This is a genomic window from Neisseria musculi (assembly GCF_014297595.2).
Lineage (GTDB): Bacteria > Pseudomonadota > Gammaproteobacteria > Burkholderiales > Neisseriaceae > Neisseria > Neisseria musculi.
The window spans coordinates 1,799,993-1,816,592 of sequence record NZ_CP060414.2 but is presented as its reverse complement, the minus strand read 5'-3'; the positions used below and the strand labels follow the sequence as shown (position 1 = coordinate 1,816,592).

Here is a 16,600-nt window from a genome sequence, read left to right as displayed (position 1 = left end):
CGCACTGCTTCGGTATCATCTCGGCATCTTACCATCCTGGAAAATTCATGATGAGCAATTGGCCGCTGCCCGCTTTTGAACACAAAATCTGCCCGCCCGAAGAGCTGGCAGCGCGTATTACCGCGCTGCCGCGCCCGCTGGTGTTTACCAACGGCTGTTTCGATATTCTGCACCGCGGCCATGTAACTTATCTGGCGCAGGCGCGGGAAACGGGGGCTGCGCTGGTGTTGGCGCTCAACACCGATGCTTCGGTGAGACGGCAGGGCAAGGGCAGCGGCCGCCCGGTCAATATGCTTGAAAACCGTGCTGCCGTAGCGGCCGCATTGGCCTGTGTCGATGTGGTTACCTGGTTTGATGACGACACGCCCGCCGCATTGATAGAGAGGGTTAAGCCCGATATTTTAGTAAAAGGCGGCGATTGGCCGGTGGAAAAAATCGTTGGCGCGCAGGAAACGCTCGCGCGTGGCGGCAAAGTGTACTCGATTCCGTTTCTGCACCAAACATCCACCACCCAAACGCTGGAGAAAATCCGTGCCGCAGAGGGGGCAGGGCAGAAATGATGCCGCTCAAACCGCAGCATTGGAAGCTGCTTGCCGCACTTTCAGACGGCCTGCCGCACCATATTTCGGCATTAGGCCTGGCTGCCGGCGTGAAACCCCAACAGATTAACGGGTTGTGGCAGCAGATGCCGCCCCACATCCGCGGCCTGCTGCGCCAGCACGATGGCCAATGGCGGCTGGTGCGCCCGCTGGCGGTATTTGATGAAGCGCAGTTGCAGCAAACCGGCAGGCAACACGGTTTTCAGACGGCCCTGTATCATGAATGTACATCCAGCAACGATATCGTGCTGGAAGCTGCCAGAGTCTCACCGCAACAGGCGCACGGCCTGCTGGTGTTGGCACACAGCCAGAGCAAAGGGCGCGGCAGGCAAGGCAAAGTATGGCAAAACCGTTTGGGCGAATGCCTGATGTTCAGTTTTGGCAGCGTGTTTGACAAGCCGCAAAACGAGTTGGGCGCGCTTGCGCCCGCCGTGGCATTGGCCTGCCATGCCGCTTTAGCCAAGCTCGGCATACCCGCACAAATCAAATGGCCCAACGATTTGGTGGTGGGGCGGCGCAAACTCGGCGGCATTCTGATCGAAACCGTGCGCAGCAGCGGTAAAACCGTTGCCGTAATCGGCATCGGCATCAATTTTGTGCTGCCTAAAGAAGTGGAAGACGCGGCATCGGTTCAGGCGGCCGTTTCTGCGGCCGCTCCGCCCGTGGGTTCCGCCGCTTTGCTCGCTGCTTTGCTGGGCGAACTCGACACCATGCTCAACCGATACCGGCAATACGGTTTTGCTCCGTTTGTGGCAGCCTACCAAGCGGCCGACCGCGACCATAACCGTCCCGTGCGCCTGCTGCAAAACGGTGAAACCGTTTATGAAGGCGTGTCGGCAGGCATCACCGGGCAAGGAGCCTTGCGGCTGCAAACCGAAAACGGCGAGCGTATTGTGGTGAGCGGTGAAATCAGCCTGCGCCCCGGCGATAACCCTCCGCCTGTTCAGACGGCCGCCGCCGGAAAATATTTGCTGCTTGACGGCGGCAACAGCCAGTTGAAATGGGCGTGGGTCGAAAACGGCAGTATCGTCCATACCGGCCGCTCGCCCTACCGCGACCTGACACTGCTCGGCACCGAATGGCAGGAGCGCGGCAGCGGCAGTGTACGCATTATCGGCAGTGCCGTGTGCGGCGAAGCCAAAAAAGCCCAGGTTGCCGCGCAGTTGCCGCAGCCGGTTGAATGGCTCTCTTCCATGCCGCAGGCACTGGGCATACGCAACCATTACCGCAACCACACCGAACACGGTGCCGACCGCTGGTTTAACGCGCTGGGCAGCCGCCGCTTCACACAAAATGCCTGCGTGGTGGCCAGTTGCGGAACCGCCGTTACGGTGGATGCGCTCACCGACAACAATCATTATCTCGGCGGCACCATCATGCCCGGCTTTCACTTAATGAAAGAGGCGATGGCTTTGAAAACCGCCAATCTCAACCGCCCGTTGGGGCGCGTATATCCTTTCCCCACCACCACGGCCAACGCACTGGCCAGCGGCATGATGGATGCCGTGTGCGGTTCGGTATTGCTGATGCACGCCCGGCTGCGTGAAAAAGTCGGGGCAGGCAAGGCGGTGGATCTGATTATCACAGGCGGCGGCGCAGCCAAAGTGGTGCAGGCGTTGCCGCCGTCATTTGTTTTGGACAATACAGTTAAAATTGTAGATAATCTCGCCATTTACGGCTTACTTAACTGGATACAGCAACAATGAAATGGCTATTTGCCGTGCTGGTGGCACTAAACGTCATCGTTTTTGGCGGAATGGTTGCCAGCCGCGTTGTAGAAAAACAAAAAAATGCGGCCGCTCCCGCTCAGAGTGTCGGCGTTCCGCAACAGCAACCCGTGCCGGCGCCGGCAGAAATCCTGCATCCGGTTCCGGTTTCCGCTCCCGAAAGAGAGGCTGCCCCGATTCAGGTTTCTGCCGCTTCCGAATCCGAAAGTGATGAATCACGCTTGATGCGGGAGAAAGCGGAGCGGGAAGCCAAAGAAAAAGAGGCCAAAGAGCTGGAAGCGAAAGCGCAGAAAGAACGCGAAGAAAAAGCCAAGCGCGAGCAGCTGGAGAAAGCCAAACGCGAACAGGAACGGCAAAAAGCAGCAGAAGCCAAAAAAGAAAACAACCTGTGCACTTCCCCGGCATCGCTAACGCTGGAAGAAGACGATTACCACCGTATCAAAGGTCTGCTGCGGCAATGGCCGCACGCCGCATCGCGTACGGTTGAAAAGCGTGATGCCGGCCAAGTGCAGAAAACCTACCGTGTGTTGATTTCGGCAGACGGCGATGCGGCGGCCATGCTCGACAGCCTGGCTGCCAAAGGCTTCAGCGGCAGCATCTACGAAGGCGGCATCAGCGTAGGCGTAACCCACAGCCGCTCTGCCGCCCAAGTGCTGATTTCGCGCCTGGCAAGCGCAGGTTTCGGCGGCACCCGCATCCACGAACAGGAAGATCGCGGTGCCTCGCCCGAAGGCGGTCTGAGTGTGGCCAAGATGCAGGTAACGTTTATGGATGTAGACGATAAATCTGCGCAGGAAATTCAAAAAGTGGTTTCGCGCTACGGAAAACTGAACCGCAGGCCGTGCAGATAAACAGCACAATCAGTTTGGAACCGCAAAATACCCGGCATTTGGCCGGGTATCTTTTTTAAGCGGCAAATAGTCGGAAAAGCCTAAGCCTGCCATGAATCCACTTTGTTTCCGTTACAGCGTTTGCTACTCTTGGCTCAAAGAGAATGATTGTGCCGGCCGACCCAGCGGTAACGGAACCGGTTCTGTATGCTTTGAGGTTTGCCCCTTGTGCCGAAAATAAAGCGGTTTCTTCACAGGCCGTCTGAAAAGCAAGTTTTCAGACGGCCTTGATGTAGCGGAAAGCATTTCAATACAAAGCAGCAGCCTGCAAGTGGCGGAAAGGATACGGCAAGGTGCGGCAAACTTGGAGCAGGGCAGACTGGCTCTCGGCAGATGAGACGATTATGGCAACAAAAGCAGACTTAAGCCGGCGTATTTCTACCAGTTGAACAATACCAAGCTCAAAGCAATCACCGACATGCCCGAGGTCAGGCCGTATACCGTTTCATGGCCGTCTGAATAACGTTTGGCGGCGGGCAGCAGCTCATCCAATGCCAAGAACACCATCACACCGGCAATCAGCCCGAAAACGGAGCCGAACACCGCGCTGGAAAGAAAAGGTTTGAGCACAAAATAGCCCAACAATGCCCCCAGCGGCTCGGCCAAACCCGAAACCAGGCAGACGGCAACCGTTAAGGCTTTGTTACGGGTAGCGAAATAAACCGGGGCGGCGATAGAAATGCCTTCGGGAATATTATGGACGGCAATCGCCAGCGCCAAAGGTGCACCTACGGCAGGGTTTTCCAGTGTGGCGAAAAAAGTGGCCAGCCCCTCGGGGAAGTTGTGGGCAGTGATGGCAAACGCCGTCATCAAGCCCACCCGGGCGATGTGGTGGCGTGATTTTTCGTAAAATTCGGGGTCGTGTGCATCCAGGGTGTCGTGAGGGTTGGGCACCAAACGGTCAATCAAAGCTATCACGCCCAGCCCGGCCAAAAAAGCGAAAGTGGCCGCCGCAAGCCCCATACTTTGCCCGTAGACTGCGGTAAACGACTGTTGCGACTTGGAAAAAATTTCGGTGAGCGACACATAAACCATAGCGCCGCCCGCAAACGCCAGCCCGAATGAAAGTATGCGCGGGTTGGGTGTTTTCGATACAAACACCAACACGCTGCCCAGCACCGTTGCCAAGCCGGCGGCCAAGGTGATGCCGAACGCGACCGTTAGATTTTGCAGGGTAGCCGCAATCATATTGATTCTTACCATTAAACCGTTAAAGAAATAAGGCTACCATTTTTCAACAAAATAGAATAGCCGGCCAACCGAAATTTCTACAAAAATCGGCTAAAATAACCGGCTGCCGTTATGGATTTTGATTAAGGAAGCAAAATGCCTCTGCCTGTTATTGCCGTTACTTCCGGCGAACCTTCCGGTATCGGCCCCGATATCTGTCTCGACCTGCCCGCTGCCGTCCTGCCTTGCCGCCCGGTGGTGCTGGGCGATAAAGCCATGTTGCAGGCGCGTGCCGATAAATTGGGCAAAGCCGTTGTCCTGAGGGATTTCACTCCTGCCGCCGAGCCGGAGGAGGGGGTGTTGGAAGTGCTGCATATTCCTTTGAGAATGCCCTGCAGGGCAGGCCGTCTGAACGTTGCCAACGCAGCCTATGTGATTGAGTTGCTCGACACTGCCTATAAAGGTATCCAAAACGGCACATTTTCCGCAATGGTAACTGCGCCGCTGCACAAAGGCATTATCAATGATGCCGGTATGCCTTTTTCGGGCCATACCGAATATCTGGCCGAAAAAAGTGCTGCCAAGCAGGTGGTGATGATGTTGGCGGGCGGCGGTTTGCGTGTGGCACTGGCCACTACCCATCTGCCGCTTAAAGACGTGGCCGCTGCTATCACGCAGCCGCAACTCGAATCGGTGGCGAAAATTGTGCATTGCGGGCTGCAAAAAAAATTCGGTATCACCTCCCCGCGCATTTTTGTGGCAGGATTAAACCCCCACGCAGGCGAGGGCGGCCATCTCGGCCGCGAAGAAATCGATATCATTATCCCCGCGCTCGACAGCTTGCGCGCACAAGGTATAGACGTGCGCGGCCCTTATCCGGCCGACACCCTGTTTCAGCCGTTTATGCTGAAAGATGCCGATGCTGTGTTGGCCATGTATCACGATCAGGGGTTGCCTGTGTTGAAATACGCCGGTTTCGGCAAAGGGGTGAACATCACGCTGGGCTTGCCGTTTGTGCGCACATCTGTTGATCACGGCACTGCACTGGATTTGGCAGGAACAGGTAAAGCCGATTCCGGCAGCTTGATGGTGGCGGCTGCCACTGCGCTGGAAATGGCTCGGCATACAGCTGCTAAACCGAAAAACGGCAATCTCATAACAATAAAAAACAAACGGAAAACCAAGCCAAACGGAAAACCAAGCCAAACGGAAGACCAAGCCGCGCAAGATTTGAAAGTTGATTAATGCGCCGGGTTGAACACAAAATTTCCTGAATAGGACTGCTCCCAGCTTTGAAATGTCGTTGTGCCGTGGGTGGAAGTGATAAGAAACGCGTTTAATAGCTTTCAATAGAATAAGGATAGTGATCTGTGTGCGGATACCACAAAGGCCGTCTGAACAAAGTTTTTCAGACGGCTTTTCCTTGCGGTGCCGGTTTGACGGTTTGAATTCCGGCTAGAAAGGCGGGAAACCTGTAAAGAAGCCAAGCCGACCAAGGGGGCGGCCGGGCTGTCCCACAACCGTAAAGCGGTTGGTTCAAGAGTGGGCGCATCTGCGTGCAGAAAGGCCGTCTGAAAGTTATACCTCGATGCGGTTGGGGGTAAAAGTTTCCCATTTGTTGCATGCGGGGCAGTGCCAAAAGAATACTTGTGATTTGAAGTGGCAGTTGCGGCAGCGGTACATCACGGCTTTTTGCAGTTGGCGGCCGACAACTGCGCGTATCATGTCGGCATCGGCTTTCCATTCGGGAGGCAGGCCGCTCAGTTGCAGGCCGAGCAGGCGGTAAACGCCGCCGAGATCGGGTTTTTTCCGAACCAAATCCACGGCGGTTTGGTTGGCGGCGGCTTCGCCGTTAAGCAGTAGTGATTTGTCGTAAATCACATTGATGAGATCAAGTTGCGGAAAAGTGTGCATATAGCCGATAAGCACGCCCAATCCTTCCTGCGGCCTGCCTTGTGCATCGTAGGCATCGTAAAGCCGTTCGCCGACCATGCTCAGGTAGGCGTGGTTTTGTTTCTCAATGGCGGTGTAGGCTTCAACGGCGGCGGCATAATGCCCCTGTTTTTGTTCGATGTCGCCCAAAATCATATTGGCGCGGGTGCACTTTTTGTTGGCGTTCAAAGCGTTTTCCACATGGTGGCGGGCAGTGTCAAAATCGGATTGAAACAGGGCGGTCTGCGCCAGTTCGCAATAGAATTGGGCGATTTCAAATTGGTAGGTTTGCTCGTTGTGGCTCAACAGTTGCGCGGTTTCGATGGCTTTTTCCCAGTCGCGGTCTTGCTGGTAGATGCTCAGCAGCACTTGGCAGGCTTCTTTGGCCATGTTGCCGTTTTGCAGGCCGGTCAGTATCTGTTCGGCGCGGTCAACCAAGCCGGCACTCTGGTAATTCAAGCCCAGCTCAAACAGTACTCGGCTGCGCTTGTCGCCCACGGTGTCCGGAGAATCAAGCAAGGCCCTGTGCATATTGATGGCTTTGTCGTTTTCGCCTCGTTGGCGGTAAAGTTTGCCCAGCGTGAGATTCAGATCGTAAGACTGCGGTTGCTGGTCGGTAACTTCGGCCAGCTCGCGGGCGGCTTTGCCGCTGTTACGGTCAACCAGGGCGTCAAGGCTTTTATAAAAACCGCCTGGAACGGTTTTAGCCTGCCTGAGCACGGTTTTCATATCGACCCGTGCAGCGAACCAGCCCATTGCGAAGAAAACCGGCAAAAGGATAATCGGCAGCAGCAGAATCCAGATTTCGTTTTCCATAAAGGCCTATTCCTTGTGTTTCGGCGGCGCGGGCGGTGGCACAGCGGGGTTGGCAGCAGCGGCGCGGGCAGATTTTTTGATTTCGGTGCGCAGACGGTTGTTTTCGCCGCGCAGGGATAGCAGGCGGCCGAAGAGCGCAAACAGGCCGAACACCGAACCGATAACGAAAGCGCCGAATAACACCACAATCAGCGGCACGTTCAGACTTTGGGCGGGTAGGTAGAAAAACTGCACACTCTGCGTGTTGCCAATGGCAAGAATTAAGAATATCAACAAGATGATGATTTTAATGATGGTGTAAAATATTTTCATCTCATGCTCCGTATGGCAAAGGTTTCAAGCCGTCTGAAAGGTGAAGAAAGCGGCAGTTTAAACCATTTGCTTTGTTGATAGCGAAAAAACTTTATTTATGCTGTAAGGTAAATTGCAAGTAATACCAAATAAAAGACTCAGGCATAATGTTTTCGGTTGCTTTTACTAAAATACGCCTTCTTTTTGTGGCACTTTCCAACTCTGCGGTCTTATCGTAATATCTGCTGATGAGAATGGTAAACGGCTTTTGTAAAGGAAACAATATGAACGACCACAATGTGATGACCGTTACTCCGTATGATTTGCCGCTGCATTGCTCCGGCCCGCAAAATGAAGTGTGGAACGGTCACCCGCGTGTGTTTCTGCCTATTCAGTCGAACGGCGCTATAGAGTGTCCGTATTGCGGTGTGGTGTACCGATTGGCGGGAGAGGCAAAGGGGCATCATTGAAAACGGTAAAGGTGTTGGAAAAGGTTGGGTTGGTTGCGCTTTTTATGCTAAACGGCCTTTTGCTGGAATGATGGTTTCGTGATTTTGAGAATTCTCAAGAATGAAACGGCTTTGCTGTGCTTTTGGGCATTCTCGGCAATTCTCAAAAATCCCCGAATGGGTATGCAGGCAAAAAAGAAGGGGTGAACAATGCCGGGATTTTTTACAGTAAATAGGTTGGTGTGGAAATAATGGTGAAATAGATTATAACGGGACGAGGTGCCGGGTTGTGGGCGGCGCAGATATGGCTTCTTGTTTTAAAATAATCAGTTATAGTGCTGCGCTTTGTGTTGGCATTGTTTGCTGCTTTCTGTGGGTTAGGGTGTTTCGTTGCGGTGTTGACGGGACTTGGTGTTTATTTTCAGCCTGCTGTGTAATGAAAAAATGAAGCGGGTCTGCTATATGGCTATGTCTGTATGTTAAGGCCGTCTGAAAATGTTTCAGACGGCCTTGAATGTTTGCGGATTATTTTTTTGGCTTGTGGGTATAGGCAGCGTAATAGCCGTAGCCGCTGCGGCCTTCGCTGCGCATGCCGTTGAGTATGACGCCGCTTACTTTTACATTGCTCTGCGTTAATCTGCCGGCGCTGGCTTCGAGCTCGCGGGCAGAGGTGGCGTTGTAGCGCGCCACCAGCAGGGTGGTGTCGGCCTGTTGGCCGACAATGTTGGCATCGGTTACCGACAACACCGGCGGGGTATCCACCACTACATAGTCATACCGTTGGCGGGCGCGGCTCAAGAGTGTGTTGAAGCGGCCGTCAAGCAGAAGCTCCGAAGGGTTTTCGGGCAATGAGCCGTGGCTGATGAAGCTGAGGTTGGGTATGGCGGTTTCTTGAACGGCCTGGCCGGGAGAGAGCCGGCCTTCCAAAATGTCGGACAAACCTTTTTCGGGGGAGGCGGTCAGCATTTCGTTCAGACGGCCTTTGCGCATATCGGCATCAATCAGCAGCACTTTTTTGCCTGATTGAGCCATGACGGCAGCCAGGTTGGCAGCCACAAATGATTTGCCTACGCCCGGAGAGGTGCCGGTAATCATCAGGATATTGTTTTGGGCGCCGATCATTGAGAAATAGATGTTGGTGCGCAGGGCGCGCAGGGCTTCCACGGCTGCATCGGTGGAGGCTTCCAGGCTTAACAGATAGCCGGCGCGGCTGCCTGAGAGTGATTTAAACCGGTTGCTGAGGGCATCGTGTTTGCTTTGGGCTTTGGAAAGCGGAATCATTGCCGCTACATTCATGCCCGTTTGTTCGATTTCTTCAGGGCCGGCAATGCCTTTGCGAAGGGCGGAGCGTATCAGCAGCCAGCCGGCGGCGAGTATGCCGGCGGTGAGGGCGCTCAGCAGGGTGATCACGGTTTTGCGGGGGGCAACGGGCAATTCGGGCACGGCGGCATAATCCACTATCCACACATTGCCCTGGGTGCTGGCTTTCATAATGTTGAGCTCCTGCTGCTTGCTCAATAATTGGGTGTAGGTGGTTTGGTTGGTTTCGACATCGCGGGTGAGGCGGATAACTTCCTGCTGGGTGTTGGGAAGCTCGGCAATTTGGCGGTTGATTCTGTTTTTGGCTTTTTCCAGCACGGCCAGTTTGTCGAGCACGGCTTTATAAGTGGGGTGTTCGGGAGTGTAAAGTTCGGCCAGCCCCGCTTCTTCGGTGCGCAACCCGGTAATCTGGGTTTCGATGCTGACCAGGCTTTCGAGCGCGCCTTTTGATTCAACAGGAATATCCAGAGAGCCGCTTTTTCTGCGGTATTCGTTGAGCCTGTTTTCGGCATCCTGCAAGGTGGCTTTCAGGCGCGGCAGCTCGCTGCTGATGAAGGCCAAACCGCTGGCGGCCACCTGAACATCGCGGTTGATGTTTTGGCTGACATAGTTATCGGCGATGCTGTTGAGGATTTTGGTGATTTTTTCCGGCTCGGTTCCTTTGTAGGCCAGATTAATAATCGGGCTGGTTTTGCCTTTGCTCGACACGGTCAGATTCTGTTTGAGGTTTTCGATTGCGCTCAATTTCGAATGCTTTACCAGCGTGAAGCGTTGGCCGCTTTCGGCCAGAATCTGATTGATCTGAAGCGTTGATTGCGGGCTGAGTTGCAGCGGGCGGCCGACTTTGCCTTCAAGTGTGCGCCCGTCGGGCAGCTCTAAGCTGTAGAGCTTGTTGCCCAGCGCGGTGAGGGTGAAGGTTTGGTTCAACCATTCCTGCCCGACTTCGAAAGTGTGCACGTTTAACTCGGGCTCGATGTCGCTGCTGAGGTTGTGCATCAAATTGCCGATAACGGGAAAGTATTTCGGGGTAACGGTTTGCGCCAGTTGGAGATCGTCAACGGTTTTACCCAGCACCAGCCGCGATTGTGCCAAATCGAGCTCGGCTTCAAAGGTGAGGTTGCCGTTTTCGGGAGCAAAAAGATTGCTGATTTCGGTCAGAATCTGGTTTGGCTTGGTTTCGATTTCCAGCATGGCATCGGCGCGGTAAACGGGTGTGGCAGCCAGGCTGTATAACGCGCCCAGAAGGCCGCCGGCCAACACGGCGGCGGCAATCGGGTATTTATAGTGAAGCAGGTTGCGGAGCTGCCGGCCCACATCGATTTCACCGCCGTTGTGCTGCGGCCGGTTGTATGGGGAATACTGTTTTGCCATATTGCGAAATTCCTTTTATCTTAACTTATAAGCGGGTGCATTTTTATGCCGTTGTTTCAGACGGCCGTTAAACGGTATTTAATCCGCCGCTCGGGCAGGCCGTCTGAACGTTTCCCTCAGGCGGAGATGCCGGTCGGCAGGGTGCGGGGCAGGGTATCCCTGCCTGTGCCGCCGTTGCGGTTTGCCTAACCTGCCTGCAGCGGCGTTTGTTTTGCCGTTGTGTTTTTCAGACGGCCTGAACAAAGCGGCATAGGCCGTCTGAAACGGCGGCAGGTTTGACCGCGATGCTCTGTGTTAAGGGCGTACTGTCAGCCTGAAGGCCCATTGCTCCACAGCCTCATCAATCAGGCGGTACACGGCTTCAAACATTTCATCGGACTGCCCGTAGGGGTCGGGAATGTGCTGCTTGGGCAGCCATTGGCCGAGCAGCATGGTTTTGCTGCGGGCGGCGGGCAGAACGGCGGCCACTTCATCGATGTGGCGCGGTTCCATCACCAGAATCAAATCGGCTGTTTCACACATGGCCGCCGTGAGCGGGCGGGCGGTGTGGCCTGCGATAATCAGGCCGTGCCGCAGGGCGGTGCGTATGGCCTGTAAATCGGCATCTTTGCCGGCCGCTGCCTTAAGCCCTGCCGAAAATACCTGAAGATGGGGCATCTTCTGCTGCAGCAGCCGCTCTGCGGTGGGCGAGCGGCAGATGTTGCCTACGCATACAATCAAAATTTTCTGAAACATTCTGATTTTGGGGTTGCCCGGAAACTCTGTTATTGTCCGCCGAAAATATTGTCGATGTAGTAAATGTTGCTGATGGATGCGGTAACCTGCGATACCACGCGGTTCCAACGGGCAACGGGCGCGGCGGTAACAAACACCGTATCGTTGGCGCGCAGTTTGAAGCGGTTGGCCAGGGCGTAGGCCGATGCGTCTTTCAGGTTGAGCTGGTAAACGTGTATGGGTTTTTCGCGGTCGTCCGGCATGTTGCGGATGACAAACACGCCCGAAGCGTTGGCGGTAACCTGATTGATGCCGCCGGCGTTGCCCAGTGCCTGAGTGAGCGTGAGGCCGTAGTTGCCCAAGGGCAGCGATGCCTGTTTGCCCACTTCGCCCATCACATAAATGCGGCTGTTTTCATTGGTGGGCACATAAACCATGTCGCCGGCACCCAGCAGCAGGTTTTGCGATAAATCGCCGTATTGGCGGATATCTTGGAGCGATACGGTGCGCTCGGTGCCGTTGTGTGTCCACTTGATATTGTCGGTGTCGGCATTGGCGGCGGCTCCGCCGGCCTGGTCGATGGCATCGACCAGTGTCAGCGGTACATTGGTGAGCGGCAGCTGGCCGGGCTTGCCCACTGCGCCGGATACGGAAACGCGCTGCGAGCGGAATTCGGCCACGTTCACCGAAACCTGCGGGTTTTTGATATAGCGTTTGAGGCGCGCGGTGAGCAGCGACTGCAATTCGGGCAGGGTTTTGCCGCGCGCGTAGATTCTGCCGGCCAGCGGGTAGGCCAGGTAGCCCGCTTCATCTACCCAGGCGCCGTTGCTCACCTGTTTGCTGTCGGGATTGGGGCTGTCGGCGGCGGGCGTGTTCAGGTCGGGGTGGTGCCAAACCAGAATGTTCAGCACATCGCCGCTGCCGATGCGGTAGCGGTAGGCCGATTTCTGACGCTCGAGCGCGGGGTTGGACAGGGCGCGGCGGGGGGCTTCTTCCATGCGCTCAATCAGACCGGGGGTAACCGGGCGGATGCTGATGAGGCGGTTAAGGCGGGTGTCGGCTTTGCTTTCGCCGTTTTCATACACCACGGTTTTGCCGCGCGCGCTCAGGCCGGAGCCGGGAATCACGGTGCAGCCGGCCAAAGTGAGGGCGAGCAGCGATAAGCCGATGGCTGAGGGTTGGAAAATATTCACTTTTTCTCTTTCGTTTGATGTTGCAACACGGGCCGGCACAGCGGGGTGCCGCTGTGCGCAGCCTTGGGTTTCAGGTTTGTGCGGCCGGCAGGAGTGTAGATATGGCTGCCGGCGCAGAAGTTGCTGCCTGGCCGTCTGAAAATATTTCAGACGGCCTTTTGGCTTTGCCGCCACACCAGATCGCAGATGCCGTCTGTGGGAGCAAAGCCGGTGGGCGCTTCCAATAAGAGTTGGCGCAGCCCGGGTTGGTTCATCTCGTTGCAGGCCGTGTCCATACGGTTAAGTATGTCGGATAATTCTTTCCACGGCAGCATTACTTCGTTGGCGGTCATAATGCGGGGATGAGTGGTTTTCTGCACTTCTTCGCCGATTAACAATTCTTCATATAATTTTTCACCCGGGCGCAGGCCGGTGATTTTGATTTCGATGTCGCCATCGGGGTTTTGGCCGTCTTTCACTTCCAGGCCGCTCAGGCGGATCATCTGTTTGGCCAGGTCGATGATTCTCACCGACTCGCCCATGTCGAGCACAAACACATCGCCGCCTTTGCCCATTGCGCCGGCCTGAATCACCAGTTGCGCGGCTTCGGGAATGGTCATGAAATAGCGGGTGATGTCTTCGTGGGTGAGGGTAACGGGGCCGCCGGCGGCAATTTGTTTTTCAAACACCGGCACCACCGAGCCTGAAGAGCCGAGCACGTTGCCGAAGCGCACCATGCAGAAGCGGGTCTGCATATCCGGCTCGGCAGCCAGCGCCTGCAGGCAAAGCTCGGCCATGCGTTTGCTCGCGCCCATGGTGTTGGTGGGGCGCACCGCTTTGTCGGTGGAAATCAACACAAAGGTTTCCACGCCGGCTTCCACGGCGGCCTGCGCGCAAAAGAGTGTGCCGTATACATTGTTGCGCACGCCTTCGATGGTGTTGAATTCCACCATCGGCACGTGTTTGTAGGCGGCGGCGTGATACACGGTCTGCACGCCGTAGGCCTGCATGATACTGGAGAGGCGGCCGCGCTGCTGCACCGAACCCAGCAGCGGCACCACTTCGATATCCATGCCCAAAGCCGTCTGAAATTCGTTGAGCTCTTTGTCGATGCTGTAAAGCGAAAATTCCGATAATTCAAACAGCAGCAGCTTGGCGGGGCGACAGCGGATAATCTGGCGGCAAAGCTCGGAGCCGATGGAGCCGCCCGCGCCGGTTACCAGCACCACTTTGCCGGCAAGGTCGGCGCGCATCAGCTCGGGGCGCGGAGCAACGGGGTCGCGGCCGAGCAAATCGACCACCGACACTTTTTTCAGCGAGCTGACGCTGATTCTGCCATCGACCAAATCTTTCATGCCGGGAATCGCCAACACTTCGCAGGGCAGCGGTTCGAGGCGTTCGATAATCAATTTGCGCTGCTCCTGCGGCGCGCTGGGAATCGCCAGCAGGATTTTTTCCACGCCGTAGCGTTTGACCAGATCTTCGATTTCAGACGGCCTGTAAACGGGCAGATCGTAGATGGTGGTGTGTTGGATGGCGGGGTTGTCATCGACAAATGCTACCGCGTTGTATTCGTTTACCTGTTTGACCGCCTCGAGCAGTTGGCGGCCCGACTGCCCCGCGCCGTAGATAATCACGGCGGCCATCTGTCTGTGGCTGCGGTCGGCGAGTATGGCTTTCAGAATGATGCGCGAGCTGGTAACCAGCACCACCAGCATCAGAAAATACACCACCGGCAAAACCGGCCGCAACCGCTGTTCAAACAGCAGCACGCTGAGCAGAAACACCAAAGCCGACACGGCGCAGCCGATGACGGCGGTGCTGAGAATGCGCAGGCTCACATAGCGGGTAACGGCGCGGTAGAGCCCCAGCCGCACAAACAGCAGGATGGTCAGCACGGCGGTGGAGGAAAACGCCAGCCAGTTGGCAAAGCTGTCCCACTCGTTCGAATAGTCGGCTTTCAGGCTTTGGGCAAACCAAAAAGCCACGAAAATCACCAAAGTGTCGTGGATAACGAAACAGGTTTTTTTGACATTGCGGGGCAATGCAAGCAGGGTTTCCAGGTTCATCGTGTGATTATCCGGCTGTTATGGTTTTGGAAAAGCGTATTTTCAATTTGGATAACAGCGGCTTTCAGACGGCCTCGTGCGGGCGCGGTTCGGCCGTCTGAAAACTTTATGCCGTTGCTTCTGCAAGCACTTCCTGTATGTTTTTGCAGCAGAATACCATTTCTTCGGGCGTGATGGTCGGGTGCACCAGAAACATCAGGCTGGTGCCGCCCAGCTCGACAGCGTTTTTCAGCCGCTCTTTGGGGCGCCAGGGCGTGTTGTCGAAGGCTTTTTCCAGATACACTTCCGAGCAGCTGCCCTGATAGCAGGGCACTTTGCGTTCGGTCAGGGCTTCAACGATGCGGTCGCGGCTCCAGCCCGCTTTCAGGTTTTCGGGTTTCACAAACGCATAAAATTTATATTGCGCGTGTTCGATATGGCCGGGCACGTTTACCAGGCGGATGCAGGCAAACGGTTTGAGCGCGGCTTCGAGCTGCGCGGCGTTGGCTTGGCGTTTGGCCGTCCACTCTGCCATGCGCTTAAGTTGGATGCGGCCGATGGCGGCCTGGGTTTCCATCATGCGCCAGTTGGTGCCGAAACTCTCGTGCAGCCAGCGGAAGCCGGGCGGGTGCGGGCGGTTATACACGGCATCGTAGCTTTTGCCGTGGTCTTTATACGACCACATTTTTTCCCACAAATCTTTATCGTTGGTGGTAACCATGCCGCCTTCGCCGCCGGTGGTCATGATTTTATCCTGGCAGAACGACCACGCGCCGACATGGCCGATGGAGCCTGCGGGGCGGCCTTTGTATTTGGCACCGTGCGCTTGGGCGCAGTCTTCAATCACCCACAGTCGGTGTTGTTCGGCCAGCGCCATGATTTCGTCCATCTCGGCGGGCATACCGGCCAGATGCACCACGATAACGGCTTTGGTTGCGGGGGTTAAGGCCGTCTGAATGGTTTGGGCAGAAATGTTCTGGCTGTTTAAATCGACATCGGCAAACACGGGGTTGGCACCGGCGGTAACGATGGCTGAGGCAGAGGCGAGAAAGGTGCGCGGGGTAACCACTACATCATCGCCCGCGCCGATGCCCATGGCTTTGAGGGCAACATCGAGCGCCAGCGTGCCGTTGCTTAAGGCAACGGCGTATTCTGTGCCGCACCAGGCGGCAAATTCTTTTTCAAATTCGCGGCATTCGCTGCCTGTCCAGTAGTTCACTTTGTTAGACAGTAAAACGCGCGAAACGGCATCGGCCTCTTCTTGGGTGAAGCTGGGCCACGGGGCGATAGAGGTGTTAAGCATCGGCTGATCCTGCAAAAAGGCTGGTGGAATCTTTGGGGGCGACTTCTTCTAAAATGCGGCGGTCGATCAAGGTGTATTTGCGTCCGCCGATTTCAATGTAGGCACCATCGTAGGGCGGGAACCAAAACGCGCGGATTTTTCTGCCCACATCATCGCCGGGGCGGATTTCTTTCATGGCCTCCATTTCGGCGCGGCTGGTGTAGCCGCCGCCGATATTGGGGAAGGCGGGCAGTTTGGTTTCACTTTCGACTGCCTGCATAATCAGGCGTTTGGCAAACTGTTCCAAATGCTGCATCGATTCGCGCTCCAGCGATTGTGCGGTGGCGGTGTCGGGGTTCATGGCAAAGCGCACCACTTCGATTAAGTCGCCGGTGTCGATGGAATCATCGATATAGTGGGCGGAAATGCCCCATTCGGAAAGGCCGTCCATAATCGCCAGATTGTAGCCGCCGGTGCCTTTGTATTCGGGCAGAATGGCGGGGTGGAAATTGATGGTGCCGCGTGCGGGCGCGGTGAGAAATTCATCGCGCAGTTTGCGCCAATACAATACCGATAAGCCCAAATCGTATTTCAGACGGCCTGCGCGTATGGCCTCGAGCGCGGTGTCGAAGGTGTAGAGCGGCAGCCCCAGGCGTTTGGCTGCGGCGGCTGTGGGCGAGCCTTGCAGATGGCTGTCGGTCAATACGCCGACAATTTCGATGCCGCTTTGGGCAGATAAAAATTCCAAAAGAGCGGCGGAAACTTTTTTCCGGCCCATGAAGAGGATTTTGGTCATTGTGCAATCCTTTTTGCTTGGAT

The 16,600-nt window shown here is 55.8% G+C and carries 14 protein-coding genes; 5 read left to right on the top strand and 9 right to left on the bottom strand.

Features of this window, described 5'->3' with window-relative positions; genetic code table 11:
- Positions 1–50 precede the first annotated feature (50 nt).
- From rfaE2 to H7A79_RS09475, 3 genes are read left to right on the top strand one after another with little or no spacing between them, the layout of a single operon-like run.
- The gene (rfaE2, locus tag H7A79_RS09485) at positions 51–560 is read left to right on the top strand and encodes a D-glycero-beta-D-manno-heptose 1-phosphate adenylyltransferase (protein ID WP_187001681.1); all 510 of its coding nucleotides are present in this window, start codon (positions 51–53) and stop codon (positions 558–560) included.
- The gene (locus H7A79_RS09480) at positions 557–2,305 is read left to right on the top strand and encodes a bifunctional biotin--[acetyl-CoA-carboxylase] ligase/type III pantothenate kinase (RefSeq protein WP_187000083.1); all 1,749 of its coding nucleotides are present in this window, start codon (positions 557–559) and stop codon (positions 2,303–2,305) included. Before rfaE2 ends, H7A79_RS09480 begins: the two co-directional genes overlap by 4 nt.
- The gene (locus H7A79_RS09475) at positions 2,302–3,177 is read left to right on the top strand and encodes a cell division protein (RefSeq protein WP_187000082.1); all 876 of its coding nucleotides are present in this window, start codon (positions 2,302–2,304) and stop codon (positions 3,175–3,177) included. The genes H7A79_RS09480 and H7A79_RS09475 overlap by 4 nt, the downstream gene beginning before the upstream one ends.
- Before the next feature lie 417 nt (positions 3,178–3,594).
- Here the strand turns inward: H7A79_RS09475 and zupT are convergent, their stop codons facing one another.
- Complete coding sequence (gene zupT, locus H7A79_RS09470; protein ID WP_135034948.1) at positions 3,595–4,404, bottom strand: zinc transporter ZupT; 810 nt, start codon at positions 4,402–4,404, stop codon at positions 3,595–3,597.
- 138 nt (positions 4,405–4,542) lie between these two features.
- Here zupT and pdxA point away from each other — a divergent pair, with 138 nt between their 5' ends.
- The gene (pdxA, locus tag H7A79_RS09465; protein ID WP_187000081.1) at positions 4,543–5,631 is read left to right on the top strand and encodes a 4-hydroxythreonine-4-phosphate dehydrogenase PdxA; all 1,089 of its coding nucleotides are present in this window, start codon (positions 4,543–4,545) and stop codon (positions 5,629–5,631) included.
- A 333-nt stretch (positions 5,632–5,964) separates the two neighbouring features.
- Here the strand turns inward: pdxA and lapB are convergent, their stop codons facing one another.
- Together lapB and H7A79_RS09455 are read right to left on the bottom strand one after the other, a co-directional pair.
- Entirely contained in the window at positions 5,965–7,134 is a 1,170-nt protein-coding gene (lapB, locus tag H7A79_RS09460; protein ID WP_187000080.1) for a lipopolysaccharide assembly protein LapB, read from the bottom strand.
- A gap of 6 nt (positions 7,135–7,140) precedes the next feature.
- Positions 7,141–7,446 (bottom strand): LapA family protein, encoded by a 306-nt coding sequence (locus H7A79_RS09455; RefSeq protein WP_135034920.1) that lies wholly within the window; start codon positions 7,444–7,446, stop codon positions 7,141–7,143.
- A 263-nt stretch (positions 7,447–7,709) separates the two neighbouring features.
- On the opposite strand from H7A79_RS09455, the gene H7A79_RS09450 reads away from it, so the two are divergent.
- Positions 7,710–7,895, top strand: coding sequence for a zinc-finger domain-containing protein (locus H7A79_RS09450; RefSeq protein ID WP_187000079.1), 186 nt, complete (start codon positions 7,710–7,712; stop codon positions 7,893–7,895).
- 504 nt (positions 7,896–8,399) lie between these two features.
- Here the strand turns inward: H7A79_RS09450 and H7A79_RS09445 are convergent.
- The 6 genes from H7A79_RS09445 to H7A79_RS09420 all read right to left on the bottom strand — a co-directional run bounded on the left by H7A79_RS09445 (position 8,400) and on the right by H7A79_RS09420 (position 16,577).
- Positions 8,400–10,565, bottom strand: a complete 2,166-nt coding sequence (locus H7A79_RS09445; RefSeq protein WP_187000078.1) for a polysaccharide biosynthesis tyrosine autokinase — start codon at positions 10,563–10,565, stop codon at positions 8,400–8,402.
- 294 nt (positions 10,566–10,859) lie between these two features.
- Entirely contained in the window at positions 10,860–11,300 is a 441-nt protein-coding gene (locus tag H7A79_RS09440) for a low molecular weight protein-tyrosine-phosphatase (RefSeq protein ID WP_135034914.1), read from the bottom strand.
- Positions 11,301–11,329: 29 nt separating this feature from the next.
- Positions 11,330–12,472, bottom strand: a complete 1,143-nt coding sequence (locus tag H7A79_RS09435; RefSeq protein ID WP_377057706.1) for a polysaccharide export protein — start codon at positions 12,470–12,472, stop codon at positions 11,330–11,332.
- Positions 12,473–12,618: 146 nt separating this feature from the next.
- A complete protein-coding gene (locus H7A79_RS09430) occupies positions 12,619–14,520 on the bottom strand; it encodes a polysaccharide biosynthesis protein (RefSeq protein WP_187000077.1) in 1,902 nt (633 codons plus the stop codon).
- A 106-nt stretch (positions 14,521–14,626) separates the two neighbouring features.
- The gene (locus H7A79_RS09425; protein ID WP_187000076.1) at positions 14,627–15,802 is read right to left on the bottom strand and encodes a DegT/DnrJ/EryC1/StrS family aminotransferase; all 1,176 of its coding nucleotides are present in this window, start codon (positions 15,800–15,802) and stop codon (positions 14,627–14,629) included.
- Positions 15,795–16,577 (bottom strand): formyltransferase family protein, encoded by a 783-nt coding sequence (locus H7A79_RS09420; RefSeq protein WP_187000075.1) that lies wholly within the window; start codon positions 16,575–16,577, stop codon positions 15,795–15,797. Before H7A79_RS09420 ends, H7A79_RS09425 begins: the two co-directional genes overlap by 8 nt.
- Positions 16,578–16,600 lie beyond the last annotated feature (23 nt).

Excerpts from the sequence above, each read along its gene's own strand:
- rfaE2 (WP_187001681.1), top strand. The coding sequence starts at position 51 with ATGAGCAATTGGCCGCTGCCCGCTTTTGAACACAAAATCTGCCCGCCC.
- H7A79_RS09480 (WP_187000083.1), top strand. The coding sequence starts at position 557 with ATGATGCCGCTCAAACCGCAGCATTGGAAGCTGCTTGCCGCACTTTCA.
- H7A79_RS09475 (WP_187000082.1), top strand. The coding sequence starts at position 2,302 with ATGAAATGGCTATTTGCCGTGCTGGTGGCACTAAACGTCATCGTTTTT.
- zupT (WP_135034948.1), bottom strand. The coding sequence starts at position 4,404 with ATGATTGCGGCTACCCTGCAAAATCTAACGGTCGCGTTCGGCATCACC.
- pdxA (WP_187000081.1), top strand. The coding sequence starts at position 4,543 with ATGCCTCTGCCTGTTATTGCCGTTACTTCCGGCGAACCTTCCGGTATC.
- lapB (WP_187000080.1), bottom strand. The coding sequence starts at position 7,134 with ATGGAAAACGAAATCTGGATTCTGCTGCTGCCGATTATCCTTTTGCCG.
- H7A79_RS09455 (WP_135034920.1), bottom strand. The coding sequence starts at position 7,446 with ATGAAAATATTTTACACCATCATTAAAATCATCATCTTGTTGATATTC.
- H7A79_RS09450 (WP_187000079.1), top strand. The coding sequence starts at position 7,710 with ATGAACGACCACAATGTGATGACCGTTACTCCGTATGATTTGCCGCTG.
- H7A79_RS09445 (WP_187000078.1), bottom strand. The coding sequence starts at position 10,565 with ATGGCAAAACAGTATTCCCCATACAACCGGCCGCAGCACAACGGCGGT.
- H7A79_RS09440 (WP_135034914.1), bottom strand. The coding sequence starts at position 11,300 with ATGTTTCAGAAAATTTTGATTGTATGCGTAGGCAACATCTGCCGCTCG.
- H7A79_RS09430 (WP_187000077.1), bottom strand. The coding sequence starts at position 14,520 with ATGAACCTGGAAACCCTGCTTGCATTGCCCCGCAATGTCAAAAAAACC.
- H7A79_RS09425 (WP_187000076.1), bottom strand. The coding sequence starts at position 15,802 with ATGCTTAACACCTCTATCGCCCCGTGGCCCAGCTTCACCCAAGAAGAG.
- H7A79_RS09420 (WP_187000075.1), bottom strand. The coding sequence starts at position 16,577 with ATGACCAAAATCCTCTTCATGGGCCGGAAAAAAGTTTCCGCCGCTCTT.